Below are 25,796 nucleotides of genomic sequence, written 5' to 3'. Positions count from 1 at the left end.
TTCTTTTATTTAAGTCTCATTTTGAATATTTAAATTTAGCTTTTCATTAAATTCTTAATTGTACAGCGGTAATACAAATATTTACAAATTTTGTAGTTATTCTAGTTTTAGCTGTTCAATGATTTTAGCGTCAACCCAATAATCTTTAGTCTCCCAATATGTACTTCCATCCTCCTTTACTTTTTCTTCCGACCTTCTAAAAAGCAAATATTTTCCGTCAGGTGTTAACCTCGCACCATTTTCTACTAATGCTGAATTTATCTTATCTCCCATATTAATAGCTGAACCCCATGAACCATCTTGCTGTCGAAAACTGATATAAATGTCAGACTTACCATATCCATCTTCACGTTCGCTATCCCATATTAAGTAGGATTCATCAGGTGCTATAAAGGGATGGGCGACCAATTTCCCTGAGTTAATTTCCTTGCCGAGTAGTTTTGGTTCTTCACGTTTACCGTCTTTAATCCTTGATATACGGATTCCGTCATCGGTTTTATAATCATCAAAAACAATAGTCCCATTAGCGGATATTGACAACACCATAATGCCCAAATCTTTACTGTCAAACATTGGACCTAGGCTTTTTAGCTTTGACCAACCAGAATTTGTACGTTCAATATAGTTATGCCTTGAGTATAAGATGTTGCTATTTTCAGCAGCACTGGGGTGAAAAGTATATTTACTGGCTCTATAATAATTTTCTTCTTGCCGATAAACAACAACGACAGGCTGAAAAGGGTCATTTCCTGAGTAAGTGAAGTAAAACTCTTCCATATCCAAAGAGTCCTCGTTCCCTAGTTTCCAATCTTCAGAAGTACTCTTTTTAGGAACAAAAACTTCAGGATTTAGTCCTGGTGGCTTATAACCAAAGTATAGATTTTCCGCTATCGAAGAATTTTTCTTTTTTGTTTCCGACTTCTTAGTATTGCAAGCATTTGAGAATATTACAAATGCCAGTACTAAAAGTTTAATCATATTTTTTTTCATTGTTCAATTAGTTTTACTTACCGCCAACTTGCTTCTTTTTTACTTAATGATTTTTAATTTCTGTATCATTTCTTTTGCCGAACCTAAATTTGGATCCAGTTCTACAGCTTTTTGATACGATTTTAACGCATTTTCTTTATCATTATTTATAAAATATGCTTCACCCAAACTATGCCAAGCATTAGCATTAGTTGGAAATAGTTTAACGTTTTCCTGAAATACTGTTACCGCATTGTAAACCGAATTTTCCATTAAAAAAGCATAACCAATTTTATTTAAAAGAGCATTCTTATTGCTCTTGGCTGTTTTATTTATTGCATCTATGTAAGCGTTTACAAAAGCTGCTTTTTCATTTGTTTCAATATCTGGCTGTACACCTTTGCCTTCCCAATTGGTTTTTGTTATTGGATGAATAGCCTGAATATACGGAACCGAAATTGTAAACTCGTCGTTAAGGTTAATTCGTTTGGTTCGGTTAGCACCTCCTTTGGTAACTTCACCTACTATAACGGCTTTGTCTAAATGTTTTAAAGTGTAGGCAAAAGCTTCTGCGGCAGAAAATGTGTGTTTACTCGTTAAAATGTAAATAGGCTTGTTTGTACTTCGTTTCCCATTTACCTCTGCAAGCGAATACAGTTGCGTTTTTGTGTCTGTTTTTCGTTCATAGAAATCACTTAATAAAACGGGGTTTTCATCAAAGAAATAGCTTGATAGTAATTGCATCATATTTGGAACGCCACCCCCATTTGTACGCAAATCGATAATGATTGCTTTGGTATTACTTAAGAAGTTCATCGTAGCTGTGGCAGTCTGTTCAGCATATTTTACGTCTGCAAACATTCGTAAATTTAAGTAGCCTATATTTCCGTCTAGTATTTTTGCTTCTGCAAATCCGTAATTAATTTCGGCCATTTGCATAGCCATTTTTTTCTCGGTTTCTAATTTCATTTCCTCGGAAACAGCACGCTTTTCCTGAGCGATACGCTCTGGTTCAAATCGAACATTTAAGTGCAGGTCTTTACTAATGCTTTGCAGGTCTTCGGTTACTGTTTTAGAGAATTCCGAAGGGTCTGTAGTTTTATTATACCTATCAGATTTTAAGTTCTTATCCAGTTCAGTTATCATTTTTTGGGATAAACTTAAATCAATATAACTTTCCGCAAGATGCGTTTTTATTGAAGTTATAATCGCATTTTTTTCTTGTGCGTGCAATACTCTTTTCTCTTGTGCTTCTGCATTTTGTATGGTTACAAATAGCATTAAGAGCATCATTTTAAAATAGTTTTTCATAATATTTTATCTTAGTATTTATAATTTTCAACAAACATATTGGTAAATGAAAACGCTGAAAAGTATTCCTCATAAACGTGTTTGTAATCATCACACACAATTGATTGGGGTGCATAAACTAAGTTGAAGTAGGAAAAGATATTGTTTAGGCTGTTTTTGGGTAAGTTGGTGTATATTGTAATTAAAAAAGCCCAATTATGGTTAATTTTGACCTGTGATTAAATTTCTCAAAAAATATAAGGCTTTCGTATATGGATTATTAATCCATAGGGCATTAGTCGTTATTTTATTGCACTTTAATATTATTCATATTGATAATTCATCAGTACTGGCAAACACATTGAGTTTTATTTTTAGCTGGATGCTGATTTCACTACCTATTCATTATTTCTCGTTCATAAAACAACATAAAGCCATTACCTTAAAATTGGTTGTGCTATTTCTATTTTTTTTAGCGATTATTATTAATGACATCAATTCCAAAATAATTGACAATCCTATAACTTTTGCAGGGTTAATATTTATTGGAATGTATTTTTTCTCCATTATCGCACCCTCATATTTTAAGCAATACGCCTTGATTATTATCGGATTTTACATTTTAGCTTTTGGCTATTTCTACTACATCAGAGTTTATATTGATGATATAAGCAGATACTTCGAACAAGAAAAAGAAATTAAAATCATTTTGGTTACCCCCTTTTTTGTAATGCTTTTAATGTGGTCTTACCAGCAATGGAAATGGTTTAAGACCATTAAGTCAGAAAAATCAAAAGCAGAATTATCATTACTGAAAAGCCAGATTAATCCACACTTTTTTTTCAATACTTTAAATAATTTGTATGGCTTAGTAATCGAGAAATCTGATGATGCCCCAAATGTTGTGCTAAAATTATCTGACATGATGCGTTATACCATTTATATGGGCAAAGAAGATTTGGTGCCGTTAAAGGATGAAATAGAATATTTAAAGAACTATATTGAATTGCATAAGATACGCTATCAAAAAAAGGTAGAGATTATTTTTAATCATTCTCAAGACGCTGGTTGTCAAATTGCTCCATTACTTTTCATTATTCCTTTAGAAAATGCGTTCAAACACGGAGTAGAAGGCTTGACAGAAAATGCTTTTATACATATTAATATGAATGTCGATAGAGGTATAATCCATTTCGTTATCGAAAACAACTTTGAAGAACCAGAAGCCAATAAGACAATTGGTATAGGCATAGATAATTTAAAACAACGCTTAATGTTATTATATCCCAATAAACACAAAATTCAAATTGAGATTAAGGATGATATATTCAAATTAACGCTCAAAATAGAAGCAGTATGATTTACTATCTAATTGTTGATGATGAACCGATAGCACATCGCATCATTGAAAACTATTGCGAAAATTTACAACACCTAGAAAAGAAAGGAAGTTGCCACAATGCCTTTGAAGCGATACAGTTTTTAAATGAGAATGCTGTCGATTTGTTGTTTCTGGATATTAATATGCCCAAACTATCCGGTTTTGATTTTTTAAAAACACTGCCCAATCCACCAAAAATAATTGTTACTACAGCGTACAAAGAATTCGCTTTAGAAGGTTATGAGCTTAATATTTCTGATTATTTGCTGAAACCATTTAGTTTCGAACGCTTTATAAAAGCAATTAACAAAACAATTGATAAGCCCCAAAATAAGAAAAGCATAGCTAACTTAATCACTGAAACTAAACCAGATGTTGGTAGCTTTTTTCTAAAAGGTGATAAAAAGCATCATCAAATTCATTTCGATGATTTAATGTTTGTAGAAGCTTTCGGACATTTTATCAAAGTGTATTTAAAAAACGATATGATTGTTAGCAATCAAAAAATTTCGGATTTCGAAAAACTACTCCCTAAATCAGATTTTATAAGAACCCATAAATCCTTTATTGTTGCTAAAAATAAGATTAAACAAATTGAAGGAAATACAATATTGATTGATGTGCATAAAATACCTATCGGACAAACCTATAAAGAAAATATCAGTAAACTATTAAGTTGAAAAACCGAAAAAATCAATCGTTATTTGACTATTGTAAAGCGGAATTGACACCATCTAATTATAACATTTTTAAGGCAAAAATTTAAAATATGACACAAACTGAAATCTTAAACTTTGAAGAAATCAGAAGGAGAAGTCTAAAACTATGGATAGGAATTACACCAGAAAATTATTTTTGGCGACCTGACATTAATGCAATGATTTGCCTTGAAAATGACGTTGTCAAAATATGATTTTATCATTCGTTTATTTAACATAATCATAATTATAATTCACAACATGTATAACTAAAACTTAATATAAATAAGACATTTTTAAACCTACAAATAGTCTGAATTACATATCTTTTAAGGTTTTTTTCATCATTTTTCCAATGAAATTGGTCGCTAACTTTGGATGTAGGCGATAAAGTAAATCCAAAATCATGGCATCTTTTCCAACGGTTACTCTGTACTTGTCGCTTTCTATTGCCCGAATAATTATTTCGGCAGCTTTCGAGGCTGGTAAAGCTAATTTTGTTTGTTGCGAATTAGCTTCTAGTTTGGGCTTCCCAAGTCCAGAATTCTCTGTAATGTTTGTTGCGATTGCCCCTGGATGTACAACTGTAACCTTTACGTTGGTATCTTTCAGTTCTGCATATAAACCCTCTGTAAATATTTTCACCGCTGCTTTGGCAGCTCCATAAATAGTTTGTCTTGGAAAAGGAATAAAACCTCCCATACTCGAAATATTAACAATATGTGCTTCTGGACGCTCTAAGAAATGAGGTAAAAAGGCTTTAGTTAAATAAACCGTTCCGTAAAAATTGACGTTGATAACTCGGTTAATCTCTTCGATACTCAAATCGTTTACTGGAATAAATTTTTGAATAATCCCTGCATTATTAATAATCCCATCTACTGAACCAAAGTGTGTGATAACCTCATTTGGCAAGGCATCTACTTTTTCTTTATTAGTAATATCAAGGGTAAAAACCTTAAATCTATCATCGCCAACACCTGCAATTTTCTGGGTTTCTAAAAGTGAATTTATGTTGATATCAACACCTACCACATTAGCTTGTTTTTTGATTAATTGTAGAGCCAATTCTCTTCCTATACCACTACCAGCACCTGTTAGTACAATGGTTTTATTTGCTATTTGCATTTTATTATTTGTTAAAATAGATTCTAATTGGAGCTAATAAACCTGAAGGTAACAATTGAGCGTCCTTTCTGTAAAATGGTATTGTAGTAAAAGTAGTTTTCTTGGCATTGGGTTGGGCATCGCCAATCAAACGATTTACCCAAAGGTTTGAAACTTTGATTTGGATACTATTTTTGCCAATCCTTACAGCTTCTGAAATATCCAGTTTAAAAGGCTTTTTCCATGCTGTTCCCACATTTTTACCATTAATAATTACTTCAGCGATATGCTTTACATCACCTAAATCAATGATATAATTTCCTGATTTATCAAGGTTGGTGAGCGTAAAAGCGTTTTCATAAGTAGCTGTTCCTGAGAAATACTTAATATCAGCATCTGGGTTTTCAGACCAAGAGATAAGTTTTTCAAAATCAATAATTTTGTCATTGAAACTTGCCTTCCAAATACTTGTTATGGGTGTAATCAGACTTTCTTTACTTGCTATTTTCGTGTAACTCTTAGTTGTTGTTTTACCTTTGAAAATAATAAAATATGCGTCCCAAGATTCAAATTTCAATGGAATAATTGTTCGCCCATCTACTACTTTATAAGAAACTTTTTCTGTTTTTCCAGTTTGAGGATTCCACAATGCTGGTATTTTGCCACTTACTTTAAAACTTACTTCGGCATTAGTTGGCTCTTCTCCACGATTATTAAACCAATAAATATCTTGGTCGGAACTCTGACGATGACGGTAAAGTATTTTATTTTTTACACTGCTAATTATCACGTCAGGTTTTAAATTAATTTTATTAAACACAGTGACATTGGTTTTCGACCAAATTTCATCAGCCAATTTCTTGAAATCTGATTCGTTATCCGTTAAACTTGGTGATTTTTCGGGTTTTGTCCCTATTATTTTTACTCCAGCATCTGCCAACAATTTGATTTTTTTCAGCACTGGTAATGTCATGTATTTTGCTGATTCATCCAATATTAACACTTTATAAGTATTTCCACTTTTAGCGATTAACTGTCCATTTTTTGCTTGTATGGCGTTGAGCAAAGCAGATGAATTCACGAAATCAAATTCAAATCCTGTAGGAATATTGGGCAGTTTCTCTCTGCAAATCCATGTGATATTGGTATTTTCTCCATAATAGTAAAGAATATCCGCTACGTTTTTACCTTGTTGAAGCATATATGAACTTCGACCCAAATAATCCATCCAAGCCTTTGCTCCTGCTCCTGCCCATGTTTCTTGACGAGTAAAATACTGTCCGAATGGTCCGAGTGAAAAACCAGGTTTTCTATCGTCAAGTGGTTGATGAACAGAAGTATGAATTACAAAACGGTTCAATCCAGATGCCATTTCGAGATCGGCAGTGCGTTTTAATTTTTCAGGATGCCATGAAAAAGCATTTTGAATTGCCGTCATTGATTCTGCTGCAACTATAGGTTTTCCATAAATATTGGCTACTGAGGCAGATTCTCGAATATCGGCTTCGCTTCGTACTTCTTCATTTCCACCAGATTGTAAACTACCTGGAGTCCACATCGCAGACATTGGAATATCCGCATTGCGTTTCACATCCATCCCATCAGCTAAAAATATACGTCCATTTTCGTGCGATTCGGTATAACGCTTCATCCCTCTTTTAGACAATTCTTCGCCAATTACTTCATAATGATTTTCGACTATCATTTCACCAATCGTTTTACGAAAATCCCAAAGGAATTTTTCGCTTGCTTCAGTATTTTTCACAATACGACCAATCAAAACGGGCACCCAAATCGTCATATCATAACCACGACGTTTTTTAAATTCTTCAGGAAATGCTTTTGTCCAGTTCATGTGACCAGCTTCGTAGCTATCCAAAACCATGTATTGCAAGCCTTTCTCTCCCATCATTCCACCCGTTGCATCTTTGTACATATCTAAGTAGGTATTGATGTATTTTCTGACGGCTTCTTTGTCTAATTTATCTACTTCCAAACCTGTTGCTTCGGGTGATGCAGGATGATTTTGGCGACCTGTGAGGGAATATCCAAAACGGATAATCTTCCAGCTTCCTGCTGGAGCTTGCCAATTCAGTGTTCCATCTGGAAGCATTTTATTCGTTAAATCAATCACATCTTCGGTCGAAATTACATCCTGCATTACTCCTTGAGTCTCTTTTATTATGTTGTATTCTTCTCTCCAAGGTGTGAAACCAGCTTTATCTTCCACTTGGTCTATTCGATCAGTAGTGTGTAATATAAATTCTGAAACCTCAACACCGTCTGGTTTTTCTACCTTTGGATTTCCACCAGCCATTGCTGCCATTACGTTTATTGGGGCAGGTAATGTTTTATAGGCTATTCGCCAATATTTAGCTGTGGTTGAAGGAAAACTGATTGTATTGAATGGGACAATACTACCTGTAAAAGCTGCTATCTCTTTAAAATTAATACCATCGTCACTCACTTTTATCGAACGATTAAGGGCTACACCATTAAAATCTGACGAACCTCTTGTAATTGCTCCAGCAATAGATGCAGCTTTGAATGTTTGCGGAGAATCAAACTCATATTGAATCCACATATCTTCGCCTACTGCCATTGGAGGTAGCATTGTTGGGTTTCCCAAATCACCATCGGTAAGATTTTTGAAATTGAATACTCCGCCACTCGAACTTACTTTTGGTGTAAAATCAGCTAACGATTTATCATTTTGAGGCAAACGAAATGCTATGACCATCGCATCATGATAAAATACAGGTTTGTCGCCTACATATTTACTAAAAAATGATTCTGATTTGTATGGTGAAGATTGGTATTTACCTGCAATATCTGGTGGTTTGGGTAAATTTAATGATATATTTTTCCCACCTTCAACGCTGGTTTCTGTCCATACATATTTTTTCATGGCATCTTCTGGTTTTACCCAAGGTCCTCCTGTTACACTCCAACCCGGTGAGCCTGCAATAGCCATTTCTAGCCCTTTTTCATTAGCTAACTCTGTAGTGTATTTGAAGGCTTCTTTCCATTCGGGAGTCATGAAAACCAATTTTTTGGGTACAACTACGGGGGTAAGCAAATTAGCATCAAAATTCTGAAAACCTCCAATTCCTGTTTTTTCAAACCATTCAAGGTCTTTTTTTATGCCCTCTTTGGTGATATTGCCATTCATCCAATGCCACCAAACTCTTGGTTTAGCGGCATTGGGCGGTGTTTGAAAATCTTTTAATTCCGGGTTTTGGGCAAATGTAAGACTAGGAATTAGGAGAATTCCAATGATAATTTTTTTCATGTTTTTCAATTTAAAATCATGGATTTTTATACCAAATAGCTATTTTACTTACTGAAAGTCAGGAATATAATACTGTAAGCGGGTAATTCAACAATTCCCTTTTTTACTGGCTTGCCTTCTATTTCAGGTAATTCATCATTTGCCGTCAGCTTCAATACTTTTCCGTTTAGGCTAACTTTTTTAGTTACCAATTCATCTGCAGTAAGTAAATATTGTTTTGCATCAGAAGGAATACTTACAGAAGTTGCTGTTTTATTGGTATTCAGTATCATTACAGTTTTGCCTTTTGATTTATTTTTCAAATTATGAGCATAAGTATATACTCCTGTTTCTGAATTTCCTGCTTCATACACTTGGTTTCCCATGAGTTTATTCCAAAGATGAGCTGCCCAGTAATTTGGACGAGGATTATGAGTATCATGATCTAACAAACCATATTCACTTCTTGCAAGCGTATTGTGCATGACAACTTGAACTCCCTTTTTGGCTAATCGCCCCATTTGGTCTAAATATCTAAAACTATCAATATAAGTAGCTGCCCAAGGGTTACCACCACAAGCAGTCTCGGCAGTTTCAGTTAGCCAAATCGGAGTATTGGGCATATATTTATCTCTGGCATTTTGATAAAATTCTAGTCCCTTTTCAGTTCTTTTTAACCAATCTGGCGATAAGGCATTTTCTACTTTTTGTCCTCCCAAACAACGCTTTGATATATTACCGTAATAGTGATAAGTAAATACTTCAAAGCTAGGTTTTGGTGTATGTGATAATAATTCATCAATCGGAAAGTCTAATCCAGCAGGAATAATACCACCTTCGGTGCTTGACCCTGGACCAATAATTCTCATTTTAGGAGCATAGGTACTTGCAAAATCCTTAAAAAGAGCGAATTCTTTGGCGAAAATCTCCCCGTTATATCCTTTAGGTGCATCGCCATGAATGGCATGAGAAGGCTCATTGAAAAATTCGGCAGCGTGAATATCACCACCTACCGAATTGGTATAATCAATAATTGATTTTACTTGTGTTGGTTGCCACTTTCCAGATTCATCTCGCATACCCTCACTGATAGGAAATGATGTAACAAGTTTTCCATCAACAGCCTTACAAAAATCTACTACGCCTTTCCATTGTTGACGAGTAAGTATATTTTTGAATCCTTTGGGCGGACTGCTTAATTTGGGTTCATCGTTGTTTTGAAAAAAAATGGCATTTGCCCAAGTACCGCTTACTCTTACATAGGTTGGTCCTAATCCAGCAGCAAGATTTCGCAATTTTTTTTCGTATAGATTTATTGGTTCAATTTTCCATTTTAAAGCATCAATCCCCTTTCTGTCAGAATGTTTTCTAACTGAATCTACCAAATTATAAGGAATCCAAAAATCACCCCCAATGACTTCACACATTTCTATATTGAATGATTGAAATCGCTCATCTACCTTTCCTATGAAGCTCATATCTTTCAAATTAATTTTGTTTTGTGGAGCGTTTTGCTGTGCAAAGACATTTCCACCAAGTAAAGCGAAAGCCCAAAAAAGGAGTATTTTTTTCATGATTTTAATTATTGAAAGACGTTTTAGTACTTATTTGTATGCTATCTGTTTGATATTTTTATTTGAAAAATCATTAAAGAAGTGAAGAAACTATTTACCTTATTGCAACTATCACTCTATCTTAACTCACCAGGAACACCAGTTGGTAGCCCTTTTGCTAAATCAACATCTACTTTACGATTATCTAATTGTGCATTGATAGTTCCCGACCCTATTTTATCTGGATAAAACCACACATTATCAACTTTCAAAAACCCTTTGTGCTTACCACTTACTTTTAAATCAGCAAACCAGTGCGAAGTCCTTGAAAATGGGTCATTGGGATTCGGTGCATTTCTTTTCTCATTACCATTCAAAACGTATTCGCCATCATCTGTAAAGTTGAAATATTCTATTTTGAACATCGGCTCTTTTGGATTTGAAGTATCCAAACTTATATTAGCATAGCCGGAAACTTTGCCTTTGAGTATCCCTTCTGTTGGGATCTTCGTATTTACCATCGGTTTTAAGTCTTCTAATTTCAATGCCCAATCCAATGTTGGTGTATATACTGGCAGTGGATTAGTTGGCTTTCTTGAAGTAAATTTGATTAATCTCAAACGACCAAGTTGTTCGCCTTCTTTTAATTGCCAATGGTCTTTTTGTTCCCAAAAAATACCTTTTGTACTACTTTTATGCCAAGCGAAGTTGCCAAAATGATTGTATTCAATTAAATTATCCTTTGCTACAGTTAGGTTTTGACCTGTGTAACCTTTTTCGGGCAAACGATTTCTATCACCAAATTGGTCAGTCATAGTAAGCCCATAAAATCTTCTATGTCTTCCGTTACCATCTTTACCCTCCCTATGAGGAGCTATCCATTGATTTCGATACTCTGCAACTCCAGCACTTAGGCTTGTACCAGCTATTAAGGGACGAGGTATTAAACCAAAAGCATCCATACGATTATGATGTCTTTGAGTTTGAAAAATTATCCACTTGCCATCCGGCGAGGGATAGACACCTTCGTCATAACTAAAATGACGAGTAAAACGACTTACATCCCCTGTTTTAAGGTCAATTTTACAGATGTCGTAGTTATTTGCTTCAAAAGTTGTAATAGTGCTTAGATAACGCCCCATATCCGTAAAACTTTTCACTTCACCATTGCCATAAAAATAAGGTCTAAAATAGGATGAGTCTGTTTCCAGAGTTTTATCACCTGCTATAACTCTTGTCTTAGTAAGTTCATATCTTTCTCCTTTTTGGTCAGAAACTCTCGTCAACTCACTCACTAATACAAGAGAAGTAGGTCTGGTGGTAATCAAGGTATATGCTACATGAATACCATCTTGCGACATATTGGTAGCAATACGTGCAAGAAACCTTGCTCCAGGAATCTCTGGAAAAACTAAAGGCAATATTTTAGCCTCCTTGCAATCTACAATCGAAGGGCTACACTCCAAAATTCCCCTAGGCGTGTAAACCCTTTTGCCATCGGGCAATGGAACAGGCATTTCATCACCAATTGGTTGATTCAAATGACAAGTAAGGCATTTAAACTCGCTACCATCTTCTTTCATTACTGCCAAGTCTGATTCATGTTTACCTTTCATGGTTACATCCATTATTAGGTGTTCATTATCTGGCAAATAATTTACTAATGATACTTCGGATACCTCATTAGGTATAGGAATGGTTGTTACTTCAAATGCCTCTGGTTTTGGTGGTTTTGGAAGTTTAGGAGCAATAGAATAATTTTTAGGCTTGAATGTTCCTAATTTTTTAGAATCAAAATTCCTACTTTGTGAGAATACATTAAAATGCACCTGTGAAACGATTGTAATTATCGTTGAACTTATAAAAAGTTTAAAACTCATTTTTCCCATAATTTTATTATTTTGAAGACATCTTTAATATTGATATTGAAAGTACAATGAGTACTATTTCATTGAACACTAATAACGATTTGAGTAGCTGCTAACCCATTTGAATATGCTTTCAAAACGATGTTCCCTTTTTTACCTGTAGGTCTAAGTATTGCCAAACATTTTCCATTAGTAGTATTTCGTACAGGTTGCTGAAAACTCGCCATTTCAGTTGGACTTGCACTACCGACACCAGTCAATTCACCTTCGCCACTGATTGAGAATTGAATCGCTACATTGGCGGTTGGTACAACTTGATTATTTTCATCCACGACTTCTACTGCAACAAAAGACAAATCGTTTCTACTCGCTTTAATTTTAGTGCGGTCGGCTATTAAGCGAATTTTATTGGCAACTCCCACAGTTTTTAATACAACACTTTGGGTTTCAATACCATTTTCTACATTTACAGCTTTGAGTGTACCAGCTTGATAAGGCACTTGAAATCTTGCCGTAATGCTATTTGGGGCTATTTTTTGTTCATCAATAAGTTGGTTATTCAAATATAAACGTACTAATGAAGCCCTTGAGAATACTCTTACTTGCAATGGTTTACCTTCTGCACCATGCCACGACCAGCTTCGTTTTTCTAAAGGCCATCCCCAATCACTTATATTTTCAACCATACCATCAGCAATGGGTTCATGTACTGCCATTTCTATAGGGCTGTTTCTCCAAACAACATCTCTGTAATAAGATTGTGGCTTTTTGTTGCCTACCAAATCAATATCTCCACACCAAGCATTAAACCAAGGATACTTCAATAGCCTTACTTTCTTTTCCATTTTATCGTAAGTTGCATTACCTGTTGAGGCCTCTCCGAGATAATCAAAAGCCGTCCAAACAAAGTCTCCAATGATATAAGGATGTTTTTCTACTAAATTCCAGTTTTCTAAAGCATCTTTAGGGAGAGACTCCGACCCTACCATAATTCTATTAGGATATTTTTCATGGTCAGCCTCATATCTTTGCCATTCGTAATTATAGCCACCAACATCTAAAAGAGCGAAAGCATTAGCGGTTGTGTCCCACTTATAAGTAGGTTTATCCCAAAATTTGCAAAGTGCTTCTGTTACTGGACGAGTAGGGTCTATTAAATGGACTCTATCAACTAATTTTTTTGCGGTTTGTAAGCTATCTACTCTTTCAGGAATCTCATTTCCAATACTCCACATAATAATAGAAGGATGATTTCTATCTCGAAGAAGCATCGCATCTAAATCTTTTTGCCACCAATCTTTGAAAAAAGTATGACTATCTTGCGGTAATTTAGCTTTTTCCCAAGCATCAAAAGCCTCGTCAATTACCAACATTCCCAATCTGTCACAAATATCAAGAAATTGTTTTGAGGGCGGATTATGGCTTAGGCGTATGGCATTAAAGCCATTCTTTTTAAGAATTTCTATTTTTCGTTCCTCTGCACGATCAATAACCGCCGCACCCAAAGGACCATTATCGTGATGAACACAGCCTCCTTTCAATAAAACTCTTTTACCGTTTAAGGTAAATCCGTTTTGAGCATCCACATGAATACTCCTGATTCCAAAAGGTGTTTCTACTCGGTCAATTATTTTATTACCTTCTTTAATTTCGGAAATGAGCGTATAAAGCGTAGGTGCTTCGAGTGTCCATAAATTAGGATTACTGACAATTATTTGTTGCTCCGTTGCACTGTTTTTATTTATTTGTTGAGTTGTTTGCCCAACTATTTTCCCATTTGGAGCTACGATTTTAGCAACTAAACTCAAGCTTTGAGACTTTTGTCTTTCATTAATAATAGTTGTGTGGATTTTCACAGTAGCCTTTTCCTTGTCTATCAAAGGGGTGGTTATATAGACGCCCCACGTTGCAATATGCGTTGCATCGGTTACAATCAGTGAAACATGGCGATAAATACCCGAACCACTATACCAGCGAGAATTCATTCCTTCATTTCTTACTTGTATAGCCAGTACATTTTCTTGACCAATTGAATTTAGATAAGGCGTTAAATCATAATAGAAAGGAGTATAACCATTCGGATGATTTCCCAAATGATGCCCATTTAACCAAATATCCGAGTTCATATAAATACCATCGAAATAGATACTTACTTGCTTGTTTTGAAATACTTTGTCTGTTTTAAACTTTTTACGATACCAAGCTGTGCCTCCTTTGGTAAATCCTGTGAAAATGGACCCCATACTTTTTCTATCGAAAGGGCCAATAATAGTATCCTTTTTTTGATTTGGTAAATCTTCGATACTCCAATCGTGTGGTATATCTAATTTTCGCCATTGAGTATCGTTGAATGCTATTTGCTGAGCATTAGCAACTTTATCTTTACTAAAAAGCCAATCATTATCAAAAGGAATATTTCTTCTTGACTCAATTGTTTTTTTCCCTCCTTGTGCCAAGGATGAATGACATAAAAATAAGAATGGCGCTATAAATCCTCCTATAATAGCCCCTAAGTTTTTATTTGATACCATTTCTTAAACTGTTTAATTAGATTTTGAAAAGACGATAACTGGTGTAATGGTTTGGATAAAATAAAATAGGTACAGTTTTACGTGTGCATTTTGAATAAAGGACATGATACTGATACTTCATATCATGCCCTTTAAATTACTCATGTTAAAATTTGTAACTGAGCGTTAAAAAATAAGCTCTTGGAGGTAAACTTAGTGTATAATACACGGCATTGGGATTAGCCTCTAAGTTCGCCTTTGTAAAGCCTTGCGTATTCAATGATGCTGGGAATGAACCCGGAGCAGACCATGACATTACACCATTTTGATTAAAGAGATTATTAATATTGGCTTGTAATGAAATGTTTTTGTTAACTGTATAGCCTACGTTAAGATTTGACTGATTGAATGAAGGTAGTTTAAATGTATTTGCAACATTTGCCATTCTACTACCCATATAAGACCAATCTATTGAAGCAAATAATTTACCTGTCGTGTATGATGGTGATACTCGTAATATCACTCGTGCATTATTATCGGTTTCATTACCTGAATAATAAACAACTTTATCATCTGCATTACCATTCGCTCCTAAGTCCCAAGTACCATAATCAAGAGCGACTGATTTTTGAAATGTTGCTACCGCTCGTACACTGAATTTCTTTGTAAAAGCATAATTTGATTCAAATTCAATTCCCTGAGTTTGGTATTTATTATATACAACTGGCGTAACATAAAGTGTTGATACATCTGCGGTTTCTTGTCCTTGAACTTGCTGAGGAACATTACTTAACAAGCTATAAAATGGCGTGATAAATAAGCTTGCATTGCCTTTTTTCAGTTTAATACCGGCCTCAAGTTGTTGTATTTTTTGTGCAATTGGGTTGATAAAACGCTCATCAGCCGCAGCACTTACATTTAAGAACATGCTTAAATCTGGCGATTTACTTCCTTGCGAATAACGACCGTAAATTGCTAAACCATCATTGAACCTATAATTTAATCCCCCAGAAAACGAGAATGTTTCAATTGGTTTATCATAAGAATACTTTTTGGTAATTTTAGCAGAGTAGTTATCATATAATGTTAAAGGGTTTTTATCTGTACCGCCATCTGTTGCAGCAAATTGAGTAGCTATTTGGTTTGTTCCTTTTACACGAATTGTCTCATAACGTACTCCCCAATCCAAGTTCAATTTTGGCGAAATTTCCCAGTTATGTCCAAAGAAAGTTGCTAATTGACTTTGTTTAACATTAAAAATGGATGTTGCAACACTTCTTCCCATTCCTCCAGTTATACCATCTGGATTTGTGATTTGGTAAACCACACCTTTAGCGTCTGTATAGGTGATAGCTGTAGGGCTTATACGTGGAGAAGTCATTTGATTATACATTGTACCCACTCCACTAGGATTTTTACGGCTAATATCTGAAACACTATAAAAAATACCCCCTGTAAAACTCATGTGGTTAATTTTTTTAGATAAAGTAGCATTTTCTATAAATTCATTCCCTTTATTATCAAAGACAACTAATGGATTGAAAATTAAAGAATTAGGAGAAGCATTAGCCCCCGGCAAACTTCCATTCAACACACTAAACTTAATCCCAGCTGGTACACCATTAACGAAATTTAGCCCTTGATTTACCTTTAATAAATTCTGTCCAGTAGCTAAATCAATGAAATCATAGGTGCCAAATTTTCCTGCTAAATTGTTTAATCCATAGAAAATTACGTTATCCACAGCTATAGGATAAGGAACTGAAGTAGCATTCCAAAAAGATGATTTATCAGAGTATTTGAATTTATTTTCAAAAGTCCATCCTGTTCCAAAATGTAAATCATAATTTAATGAAAAAGACAGCTCTTTAGAGTGAATTTTATCCCGTGAATCAAAGGTCTGTTTTTCACCAGTATCATTGATTGTATATTCAGCTGTAACTGGTGGAATCATTACTGAGTTAGTTTGTTTAAAACCTGGTACTAACTGAGGATTCGTGAAGCCTATTGTTGGTAAATATTCAAACCATGTATTTCTATCGTTCAAATATTTTGCATAAAACTTTAACGAGCTGTTTTTAAAATGTTTTACCACGTTCGCCTTTACTTGTCCACCTTCATTCATCGGATACCCTGGGTATCTTGCACCATCGTTTTGTCTCCAAAAACCCCCGATATTATACGTTAAAGTCTTATCTTTTGATAAAGGTCCACCAAAATTTGCTTCGAAACGATAGTAAGGATTTATTCCATTTCCCTCTAGCCCATATTTTCCCCTTACTTCGCCCGCAAATTCAGTTCCTCCTGTCTTTGATACGTAGTTAAAGATTCCTCCGGGGGCATTATTGCCCAAAATAGAAGCTGTTCCACCTTTTACTGCTTCAAGTTTCCCAATAGTAATATCAGAACGCAAGAAGTAATCTGGACCAAAAGTCCCAAAAGTTCCATTAAATACAGGCAAGCCGTCTTCTTGCATTGAAACATAGTAATAACCACTTGAGCCATCAATTCCTCCCGTCGTCACACCACGAGAAGTAACAGTATTACGGATTTCTCCGGGAGCTGAATTGACAAAAACTCCTGATATATTTTTTAGTAAATCTGCCGCACTAAGTGGGGCTTGCATTTGTATTTGTTTTGTATTTAACACAGAAATTGCAACAGATGACTCCATACGGCTACGTTTGTCGAATACTCCTGTTACAACAACTTCTTCTAAAGCATCAACATCTTCAAGAAGTTCAATTATCAAGGACGTTCTACCAGATAAAGTAACCTCTTTTGTAACATAACCGACCGAAGAGATGACAAGTGTACTGTTAGGATCTATCACATCTATTTTAAAATGACCCGATAAATCCGTAATTACACCCTGTTTTGTTCCTTTCACCATAATCGTTGCTCCTACTACAGGTTCTTTTTTCTCGCCAAGAATAGTTCCTGTGATGGAAACACTCATTTTTCTCTCATACTTAATTGACGTAAGTCCAACTGATGCTTGAACTTCGTTAGGTACAAATGCAGTACCTATCAGTATTAATCCTTGTAAAAATGATATTTTAAAGGATTTCATAAAAGAGTAATAATTTTTCTTCATACTTTTGTACGTTTTGTTTTAGGGAAAATCGAAATGAAACATTTTACTCTGAGTGTGAGTGGCCATACCCACACTCAGAATTAGTCAATGGTCAAAATACCATTGACTAATTTTTTAACACTAAACACTATTTAATTTGTACTCAAAATTTTAATCCGGGATAGTTTATCATATTCTTTTAATCTTATACCTTTAGCATCAAACATTCCCATCATACTTCCTTTTAAGGTGTTTTCATCAGTTTTAGACATTTCCAAGTTTACATCATAACCACTTGATGTGAAGTAGATAGTGATTTTATCAGCACTATCTTCAATTTTAGTAATGGCTATTTTTTCTTTGGTTGGGTTAGTTGGATCAGATAATTCTCCTGTTAATTTCCCATCCTTACGAATTAAATTGGTTGAAAATTTAGCATCTCCATTAGGCGTTCCCATAACTGTGAATTCCCATTTACCAACAAAAAAATCTTTTGGAGTAGTGCTTTGAGAAAAGCCATTAAGAGTAATTCCGAAGAATAAAGTCAATAAAATAATAATTGATTTGTTCATTGTTTTGATTAGTTAAAGTTAAAAATTGATTGCAAAAATTATTTAAACATAAATTCTCTTTCAAAGAGAGGCATCAACTTGACATTCTGTCGAAAGTATCCTTTATCTAAGTTGTGCTTCGTCAAAATCTTCAGCTCTCTTATTGGCATCAGCTTTTCCTACCTTTTTACAATATACGTAACCACTCTAGTGTCAACAGAGACACAAAAAGGATTATGAAGTCTCAACGAAAAATTCTCTGTATAAGCTGTTTATACCCATTGGAAATAGGTTTATTTGAATATATCTATAGTCATTTTGTTATATATTTAATTATTCCATGACAAAGTTATATAAAAAAACTATATTGTATATTTTTTATACTATAAATTTTATTTTTTTAATACATTTGTAGTCGTAAGGATTTTCACAAAAATCAGAGAGCTAAATTTTGAGGATGTGAGTCATTAAAATAACGACAAGAAAAAAATCTAAATAAGTGTAATTTTGTGCGATATCACCATCAAATTGAAATGCAGTTTAATAATCATTTAATAGACATTATCACGGTTTATTGTGTATCGATATTTTACAAATCAATCTATAACATTTAAAATGTGAATCTCTGCGTAAAATATGAATTATCCAGTGATCCAAAATCATTAATTTACGGTTTAGTTTTCTACTGTATCAAACCGTGATAAGATCTAATGATGTAATATTTTTTTTGAATATTAATAAGTACTCCAAAACATAAAAATACACACACTAAAAGTGTATAATTAGTCAAAAACTAGAATCTAACTTAGATGAGTTGATAGAGAATCTCCAATTCATACATATAAATAAAACATTTAAAACTTCATGGAATTAAAAAATTATGCCCCTAGTAAACTAAATTATATTCATCAAATAACCATTGATTGTGTTATTCTGGGGTATTCTAATAAAGAGATAAAGGTATTAGTTCCTAAACTAATATTTAATGGGGATTTTTTCGCACTACCAAGTGGGTTTGTTTTTCAAGACGAAGATGTAAATGATGCAGCAAAAAGAATTCTTCATGAAAGAACTGGACTGGAAAATGTGTATTTAGAGCAATTTCAAGTATTTGGACAAGCTAAAAGAAATAGCACTACTTTTCTGGATAAATTAACGGCACTCAATCCTGATATTGTGAGTGACCAAAATACTGCCGCTAGAGAACATGAATGGTTTACTAAAAGATTTATTTCTATTGGATATTATGCTTTAGTGGATATTAATAAAGTGGTCCCACAAAAAAGCTCATTAGACCAATCTATTAGTTGGTTCAATATAAAAGACATCCCTGAAATGATTATGGATCATGAACAAATTATTATGGAAGCAAGGAATGCCCTAAGAGTACATTTAGACGAAAAAATAAGTGCATTTAAACTACTACCAGAAACGTTTACCATTAAAGAAATACAGGAGTTGTATGAAACTATTTATGAAAAAGAGTTCGTGAGAACTAATTTTCAGAAGAAAATATTAGAAATGAACGTATTAGAAAGGCTTGAAAAAAAATATACTGGTGCAAAAAATAAAGCACCATACTTATATAAATTTAAAAGTTAGCTCGTGTAATTAACAAAACACATTTACCCCCTTACCAAAAAATAACTACAAAAGATTTTGAAATTTAAAACTCAAGAAAAAGAATTGATAACGAAGCTGTTTAAACAAATGCAAAACATTCCCAACTAAGTGCGAATTCTGTGGTATCGAATCATTAAATATCGCCTAGAGGGAATGTTAAGTAAAACTACAATAGAGAAGTGGATTATCCCATATTTATCAGTAGGAAGTAGTGATTTTGAGCCCACAATACCTTTGTCAGAATTAATTGAAGCTATTTTATATAGATTAAAAACGGGCTGTCAGTGGCGGGAATTACCGACAAAAGAATTCTTTAGTAATACTATTTTATCATGGAATACTGTCTATTACCACTATAATAAATAGAGTAGATTAGGTTGTTGGCAGAAAGTTTTCATTAATTTACTCAAAGAAAATCGACAATATCTTGATTTATCAAGCCTTGCATTAGATGATTCTCATACGCCTGCTAATAATGGAGGAGAGTCAGTTGCTTATCAAGGGAGAAAGTCATGTAAGACAATGAATGCCTTGTTTTTGGCTGATAATCAATGGATTGTGCTATCAATGTGTACTCTTCAAGCAGGAAATCATCATGATTTGTATGAAATAACTACTTTATTTAAAGAATTATGTGATATGCTAAAAGAAACAGAGATAAAGTTAGATGGCTTATTTTTAAATGCAGACAGAGGTTTTGATCGCTGCGTCGAACCGCTCAAAAGAATTAAAAGAAGCTTGTTTTAAGGAAGATATCATCGCTAATATTAAATCTAATTCGAGAAATAAAAGAGAAGATACCTTACCCAAAGCTGAAACAACTATTTTTGATGAAGAGCTTAACAAGGGGAGGTATGTGATTGAACGTACAAACGCTTGGTTAGATGGATTTAAAGCTCTTCTGGTTAGGTTTGAATTTTTAGTACAAAATTGGATTTCTCTGCATTTTATGGCATTCTCAATCATTTTAATACGAAAAATTAGTAAAAAAATAAAAGTTTAAACGGCTTCTACTACAGAAATCTGCATCTTATTCAAATCATTACAGTATTTACAAAAGTGTATAACATCTAATCTTGCAGATATTAATAGTAAAGTTGACAATGCACTTAATTTGAGGAAATTAAGGCTAATCTTTGAACAACAATTGATGCTTTTCGCACTGTAGCTGAGATACTTCAAAAAGCAGGTTATCAAATTACTGATTTCTGGGATAAGACGGCTTACAAACGATAAGAAAGACATTTCAAAAAATTACATATTAAGAACGAAACCCGTTAAGTTTGTATTGGCGAAATAAACAGCGATGCTAACTACTTCGCTAATACGAACATTATAGGCAAGCATAGCGGACACCCTATAACCTTTGAAGAGACAACAATATGACAAATTTTATAACTGACTTATTTAACCTGAATAAAGGCGAAGAAGACAAACAAAAAACCTTAGACAATGTAAAAGGCAATATTTCTTTTACAGGTTCTAACCTTTGGATTTTGGCTTGTGCAATTATGGTTGCTTCGATCGGACTGAATGTAAACTCAACAGCCGTAATTATTGGAGCAATGCTAATTTCGCCATTAATGGGACCAATCGTTGGGGCAGGTTTTGCATTGGGTATTTATGACTTCACTCTTTTGCGGAAATCATTGTTTAACCTTTTAATTGCAACAGTCGCCAGCTTAATTGTGGCGACACTTTATTTTTATTTAAGCCCATTCAAAGAAATTCAATCAGAATTATTAGCAAGGACTTCCCCTAATATTTATGATGTTCTTATAGCTTTCTTTGGTGGTTTAGCAGGTGTAATAGCCATAACAAGAGTAGAGAAAGGAAACCCAATTCCAGGAGTTGCAATTGCTACTGCTTTAATGCCGCCACTTTGCACAGCAGGTTACGGACTTGCGACTGCAAATTGGAAATTCTTTTTAGGTGCTTTGTTTTTGTATAGTATCAACTGCGTTTTTATTTGCATTGCAACTTATAGCATTGTTAAGTATTTAAAGTATCCAGCCTCTAAACAAATAGACATTAAGCATCAAAAGCAAGTTAGATATGGAGTAACGGCAATTGTCTTATTAATGCTTTTGCCAAGTGCGTTCTTTGCTTTCACTCTATACAAAGAGCAACAGTTTAAACAATTAGCTAATAATTTTATTGAAAAGGAATTTGTGGAGAATGGAAGTACTTTGGTTTATAAAAGGATAAACTACTCCACGACTTCTAAAATAATTGAATTAGCTTTTTTAAAAAAAGTATTTACTGAAACCGAAGTACAACAACTTAATGAAAAACTCAAAGTTTCAGGGCTATCCAATACTAAACTCTTCATCAGGCAGAACTCTTCTGACAATTTACAAAGCCTTAAAGACGATATTCTAAATGAAGTAAATAAAAAAGATAACGCCTTAAGCGAAAAAGACAAGAGTATTGCACTTTTGGAGCAAAAACTAAGTGAAAGCACTTTTGACAATAAGCAATTACTTGCAGAAATAAATATATTTTTCCCAACAATAAGTTCTGTTTCAGTTTCCAAACAAAATATAGCATTAAAAGACAGTACAAGACTTTCCACTTTATTAATTTATAATTCAAAACCAAAACTAATTGATACCGATAAAGACAAATTAAAAACTTGGATGCTTAAAAAATTAAGTATTGACAGCATTGAAATCATAGAAACAGAAAAATAAAATGAATATTTACTTCGCAGTAGTTACGCTTATTTGCCTATCAGCAGGTTTTGCTTATATCAATCAAAAGTTTTTAAAACTTCCTTTTGTTATTGGCTTATTCTTGCTTTCTACAATTTTATCTCTCATTGTATTTAGTTCAAGGCTTTGGCTGAATTTACCTTACGATGATATTAAACAGGCAATAGCCAATGTAAAAATAGATAAGATAATTTTAGATGTCTTATTGGGCTTCTTACTTTTTGCAGGTGCAATGCACACTAATTGGGAAGGCTTAAAAAAGCAAATAAAACCAATTGCTGTATTTGCATTGGGTGGCGTTTTGCTTTCAACGATAATCATTGCAGGATTACTTTTCGGTATATCTCAATTATTACAATTGCATTTGGATTTTATTTATTGCTTACTTTTTGGTGCATTAATTTCCCCAACCGACCCAATTGCAGTATTGGGTATTCTGACCAAAGCAAATGTGCCTAAAAAAACGGAAGAAAAAATAGTTGGCGAAAGCCTATTTAATGACGGTGTAGGTGTTGTCGTTTTTATTGCTTTATTAGACACGTTAAATTCAGGCAATTTTAGTTTTTCACATTTTGGACTGCTGTTTCTTGAAGAAGCGGTTGGAGGTATAGTAGCGGGATTAATTTTAGGCTATTGTTTGCATTTATTTTTAAAATCTATAGACCATTACGAAACAGAAATACTATTGACGCTTGCATTTGTAATGGGAGGTTATGCTCTTTGTAATTACATTCATATTTCAGGAGCATTGGCAATGGTTGTAATGGGGCTAATGGTTGGAAACTATAAACAAAACCTTGCAATGAGTGATACGACAAAGGAATACGTACATAAGTTTTGGGAGTTAGTTGATGTAATTCTAAATGCTATTCTTTTTATCTTAATTGCATTTGTATTGATTGTGATTGATTTTAAAAGAAGCTATATCCTTTTAGGATTAATTTCAATTTTTATAGTTCTACTTTCAAGAACTATCATTGTTTATTTTCCTCATTTACTGTTTCCTAAACTTCTAAAGCTTGACAACAAAGAAGCTAAACTTATTATTTGGGGCGGTTTGCGTGGCGGACTTTCTTTAGCATTGGTTCTATCACTGCCAGACAGTGAAACAAAGAACATTCTCTTAATAGCAACATATTTTTGTGTACTGTTCAGTATTGTAATACAAGGTTTGACAATTGAAAAACTTGCAAAGTCAGGCTAACGAATGCCTGCCTATAATAGCTAAGGGTTCGTGGTGGCTGAAAGCCATGTAGGCTTTCCTTAGAAATTATTTTTCTAAATAGATTTACTATACAATCCACTCAAGTTTTGGGTGGATTTTTCATTTTTGAATGATTGTTGGAATAGTTTGAAAATCCTCTAAATGTTTGATAAAATACAGCCATTTATCCAAACGGATTTGTAAGTCAGTCTCTGTCTGCTTAAAATTGGGCATTTCAAGATAAATATAAGTCAATCTGTCGTAGAAAATCTTGCCGTTTGGGGTTTTTGAGCTTAATGGTATGAACTACTTCATTTTTTTCAGGTTCATTTTCGTAATCGTCAAATGTAAAATCCAAAATGCCAACACAATAAACCGCTTTCTATAGTTCCATTCGCCCTTTTCAGCTTGTTCACGAATTGGAAAAGTTGAATAATAAATAGTTCTTTCTTTAAAGTAATTCTGGCGAATCGTCGCATCGTTTTGTATCTAAAACCTTTAAACAAATTTGTAAATGTTGGTTAGGTCAGTCATATTTTGTGCGGTTGTTGTTTTTAGTCTTTGGTTCACCCTGTATTTTATTTATTTTTCAAGTTGAAAAGACTTAGAGTAACAAAGGTGGCTACTTTTATTGTTTTTTAATTGCTTTAGTTATTCCTGTTACATATTCTTTTACTTCATTTGGAAGATTCTGAAATACCTTTTTTGCATTATCATCAATAAGAGTAATATCAGAAATCATTAAACAGGTAAGATAAATTGCAAGTTTCGTTATAGGATTTACATATTCATCAGGTATTGGAATTCCACGAGTTTGCTTAAAATGTTCAATCGATAAATAATTTGTATGAGCATGAGTAGAAGTGTATCTGTAGTTGTTTATAAATCCTTTTGTTTTACAAGTATGTTTAATTAAGTCTGTAATTTTTAAAGGTGTAACTTTTAAATTGTCATCAATTAGGAATCTCCAATTTGTTTTTGATTTATCAGGTTTATAAACTTTTTCTAATTCCAATTTTGGCAAAACATTGTAGAAATTACAGGCTTCAATTTTAGCAACAGTTTCAGCTAATATTTTTTTATCTCTTTCTAGTAGTTCTTTTGCTTCAGGAAAATCATTTTCTCCAATATCAAACTTTTCTTTATCAAATAGACCATCAAGTTTCCATAGTAGAAATCTAAATTCTTCCTCTTCCTCTGATTTTGGTTCTACGAAAATATTATTGAACGTAGCATAACTCTCCATCATAGTCCTAAATGTAGAGTTGACTGTAAATAAGTCGAAACCTTTCATTTTTATCTTTTCGTTAGATTTTTTCAGTTCTATAATACCTTTAGATAAGTGAAAGAAAGAAGAAGAGTGAATAGCAAATTTATCAATTAGTAGGTTGGAGAATTCTTTTATGATATTAAACTGAGTTTTTTTCTTGGCTAAATAAATTGCAGTTAAAGGTCCAAGTAATAAATATTCGTAAAATTCATCTGGATTACTTTCAAACGGATGTTTCAATATTTTCAATTGAATGGTTAAATTATGGTGGGGGGAAATTGTAGTTCTTTTTGTATTGTTTAAATAGAAAATCTTTCAAGCCTCAAAGTATCAAATTAAAAACAAATATACTCATAGCATTATCAAAGATTTGTTTATTTTCCAAATGAAGTGAAGGTACGCAATGAGTATTTAGGAGAGGACGATCTATCTAAAAGAATCATCAATCCATCTCGGAGATGGGAGAGCCTATCATTTAGATAGGATGAGCTATCTAAATGATAGATTGACGGGTCTTTTTTGCGGTTTTTTGCGTGAAAAAGATAGGATGTCCTATCTCTGAGATAGGTTTACCCATCTTTTTCACGCAATTTCCCGTATAAATATGAAGAAAACCGCAAAGTAAAAACCCCACTATCCAATGCTAATAACATTGGATAGTGGGGTAATGCCAAGTGAATATTCTGTAAATCACTCATTCACAATTCACTC

Annotated in this window: 18 protein-coding genes; 7 read left to right on the top strand and 11 right to left on the bottom strand. The window is 33.7% G+C overall.

The annotated features are described in order from the left end of the window. Positions 1-96 precede the first annotated feature (96 nt). Together VB776_RS10395 and VB776_RS10390 are read right to left on the bottom strand one after the other, a co-directional pair. Complete coding sequence (locus VB776_RS10395; RefSeq protein WP_323328717.1) at positions 97-990, bottom strand: TolB-like translocation protein; 894 nt, start codon at positions 988-990, stop codon at positions 97-99. Between the two features lie 39 nt (positions 991-1,029). After that, positions 1,030-2,280: a S41 family peptidase gene (locus VB776_RS10390; protein WP_323328716.1), complete on the bottom strand. Its 1,251-nt coding sequence runs from the start codon at positions 2,278-2,280 to the stop codon at positions 1,030-1,032. Between the two features lie 529 nt (positions 2,281-2,809). Between VB776_RS10390 and VB776_RS10385 the strand changes: the two genes are divergently transcribed. Then, complete coding sequence (locus VB776_RS10385; RefSeq protein ID WP_323328714.1) at positions 2,810-3,619, top strand: sensor histidine kinase; 810 nt, start codon at positions 2,810-2,812, stop codon at positions 3,617-3,619. After that, a complete protein-coding gene (locus VB776_RS10380; protein ID WP_323328712.1) occupies positions 3,616-4,320 on the top strand; it encodes a LytR/AlgR family response regulator transcription factor in 705 nt (234 codons plus the stop codon). Before VB776_RS10385 ends, VB776_RS10380 begins: the two co-directional genes overlap by 4 nt. A 336-nt stretch (positions 4,321-4,656) precedes the next feature. On the opposite strand, the gene VB776_RS10375 is transcribed toward VB776_RS10380, so the two are convergent. The 7 genes from VB776_RS10375 to VB776_RS10345 all read right to left on the bottom strand — a co-directional run bounded on the left by VB776_RS10375 (position 4,657) and on the right by VB776_RS10345 (position 18,295). Next, positions 4,657-5,466 (bottom strand): SDR family NAD(P)-dependent oxidoreductase, encoded by an 810-nt coding sequence (locus VB776_RS10375; RefSeq protein WP_323328710.1) that lies wholly within the window; start codon positions 5,464-5,466, stop codon positions 4,657-4,659. A 4-nt stretch (positions 5,467-5,470) separates the two neighbouring features. Further along, positions 5,471-8,737, bottom strand: a complete 3,267-nt coding sequence (locus VB776_RS10370) for a glycosyl hydrolase (RefSeq protein ID WP_323328708.1) — start codon at positions 8,735-8,737, stop codon at positions 5,471-5,473. 44 nt (positions 8,738-8,781) lie between these two features. Further along, entirely contained in the window at positions 8,782-10,290 is a 1,509-nt protein-coding gene (locus VB776_RS10365) for a glycosyl hydrolase family 79 N-terminal domain-containing protein (RefSeq protein ID WP_323328706.1), read from the bottom strand. Positions 10,291-10,406: 116 nt separating this feature from the next. Continuing rightward, the gene (locus VB776_RS10360) at positions 10,407-12,149 is read right to left on the bottom strand and encodes a TolB-like translocation protein (RefSeq protein WP_323328704.1); all 1,743 of its coding nucleotides are present in this window, start codon (positions 12,147-12,149) and stop codon (positions 10,407-10,409) included. 68 nt (positions 12,150-12,217) lie between these two features. After that, positions 12,218-14,668 carry a glycoside hydrolase family 2 TIM barrel-domain containing protein gene (locus tag VB776_RS10355; protein ID WP_323328702.1) on the bottom strand — a complete coding sequence of 817 codons (2,451 nt, stop codon included), beginning with the start codon at positions 14,666-14,668 and terminating at the stop codon, positions 12,218-12,220. Positions 14,669-14,813: 145 nt separating this feature from the next. After that, on the bottom strand, positions 14,814-17,744 hold the full coding sequence (locus tag VB776_RS10350) for a TonB-dependent receptor (protein WP_323328700.1): 2,931 nt from the start codon (positions 17,742-17,744) through the stop codon (positions 14,814-14,816). Positions 17,745-17,875: 131 nt separating this feature from the next. After that, the gene (locus tag VB776_RS10345) at positions 17,876-18,295 is read right to left on the bottom strand and encodes a hypothetical protein (RefSeq protein ID WP_323328698.1); all 420 of its coding nucleotides are present in this window, start codon (positions 18,293-18,295) and stop codon (positions 17,876-17,878) included. 843 nt (positions 18,296-19,138) lie between these two features. Between VB776_RS10345 and VB776_RS10340 the strand changes: the two genes are divergently transcribed. The 5 genes from VB776_RS10340 (at position 19,139) to VB776_RS10320 (ending at position 23,815) form a co-directional block, all read left to right on the top strand. Next, positions 19,139-19,876, top strand: a complete 738-nt coding sequence (locus VB776_RS10340) for an NUDIX hydrolase (RefSeq protein WP_323328696.1) — start codon at positions 19,139-19,141, stop codon at positions 19,874-19,876. Between the two features lie 174 nt (positions 19,877-20,050). After that, positions 20,051-20,263: a transposase gene (locus tag VB776_RS10335; protein ID WP_323328694.1), complete on the top strand. Its 213-nt coding sequence runs from the start codon at positions 20,051-20,053 to the stop codon at positions 20,261-20,263. Positions 20,264-20,579: 316 nt separating this feature from the next. Continuing rightward, a complete protein-coding gene (locus VB776_RS10330) occupies positions 20,580-20,900 on the top strand; it encodes a hypothetical protein (protein WP_323328692.1) in 321 nt (106 codons plus the stop codon). 379 nt (positions 20,901-21,279) lie between these two features. Then, positions 21,280-22,590, top strand: coding sequence for a TIGR00341 family protein (locus tag VB776_RS10325; RefSeq protein WP_323328690.1), 1,311 nt, complete (start codon positions 21,280-21,282; stop codon positions 22,588-22,590). Position 22,591: 1 nt separating this feature from the next. Continuing rightward, positions 22,592-23,815 (top strand): cation:proton antiporter, encoded by a 1,224-nt coding sequence (locus tag VB776_RS10320; RefSeq protein WP_323328688.1) that lies wholly within the window; start codon positions 22,592-22,594, stop codon positions 23,813-23,815. A gap of 120 nt (positions 23,816-23,935) precedes the next feature. Here VB776_RS10320 and VB776_RS24565 read toward each other — a convergent pair whose 3' ends face one another. Together VB776_RS24565 and VB776_RS10315 are read right to left on the bottom strand one after the other, a co-directional pair. After that, the gene (locus VB776_RS24565) at positions 23,936-24,085 is read right to left on the bottom strand and encodes a PD-(D/E)XK nuclease family transposase (protein WP_407653815.1); all 150 of its coding nucleotides are present in this window, start codon (positions 24,083-24,085) and stop codon (positions 23,936-23,938) included. 358 nt (positions 24,086-24,443) lie between these two features. Further along, on the bottom strand, positions 24,444-25,334 hold the full coding sequence (locus VB776_RS10315) for a DUF5677 domain-containing protein (protein ID WP_323328686.1): 891 nt from the start codon (positions 25,332-25,334) through the stop codon (positions 24,444-24,446). Between the last annotated feature and the right edge of the window lie 462 nt (positions 25,335-25,796).

The sequence above is a fragment of the Arcicella gelida genome, from assembly GCF_034931025.1.
GTDB lineage: Bacteria > Bacteroidota > Bacteroidia > Cytophagales > Spirosomataceae > Arcicella > Arcicella gelida.
Note: the sequence above shows the minus strand (reverse complement) of the source record. Positions and strands in the feature narration are given on the sequence as shown.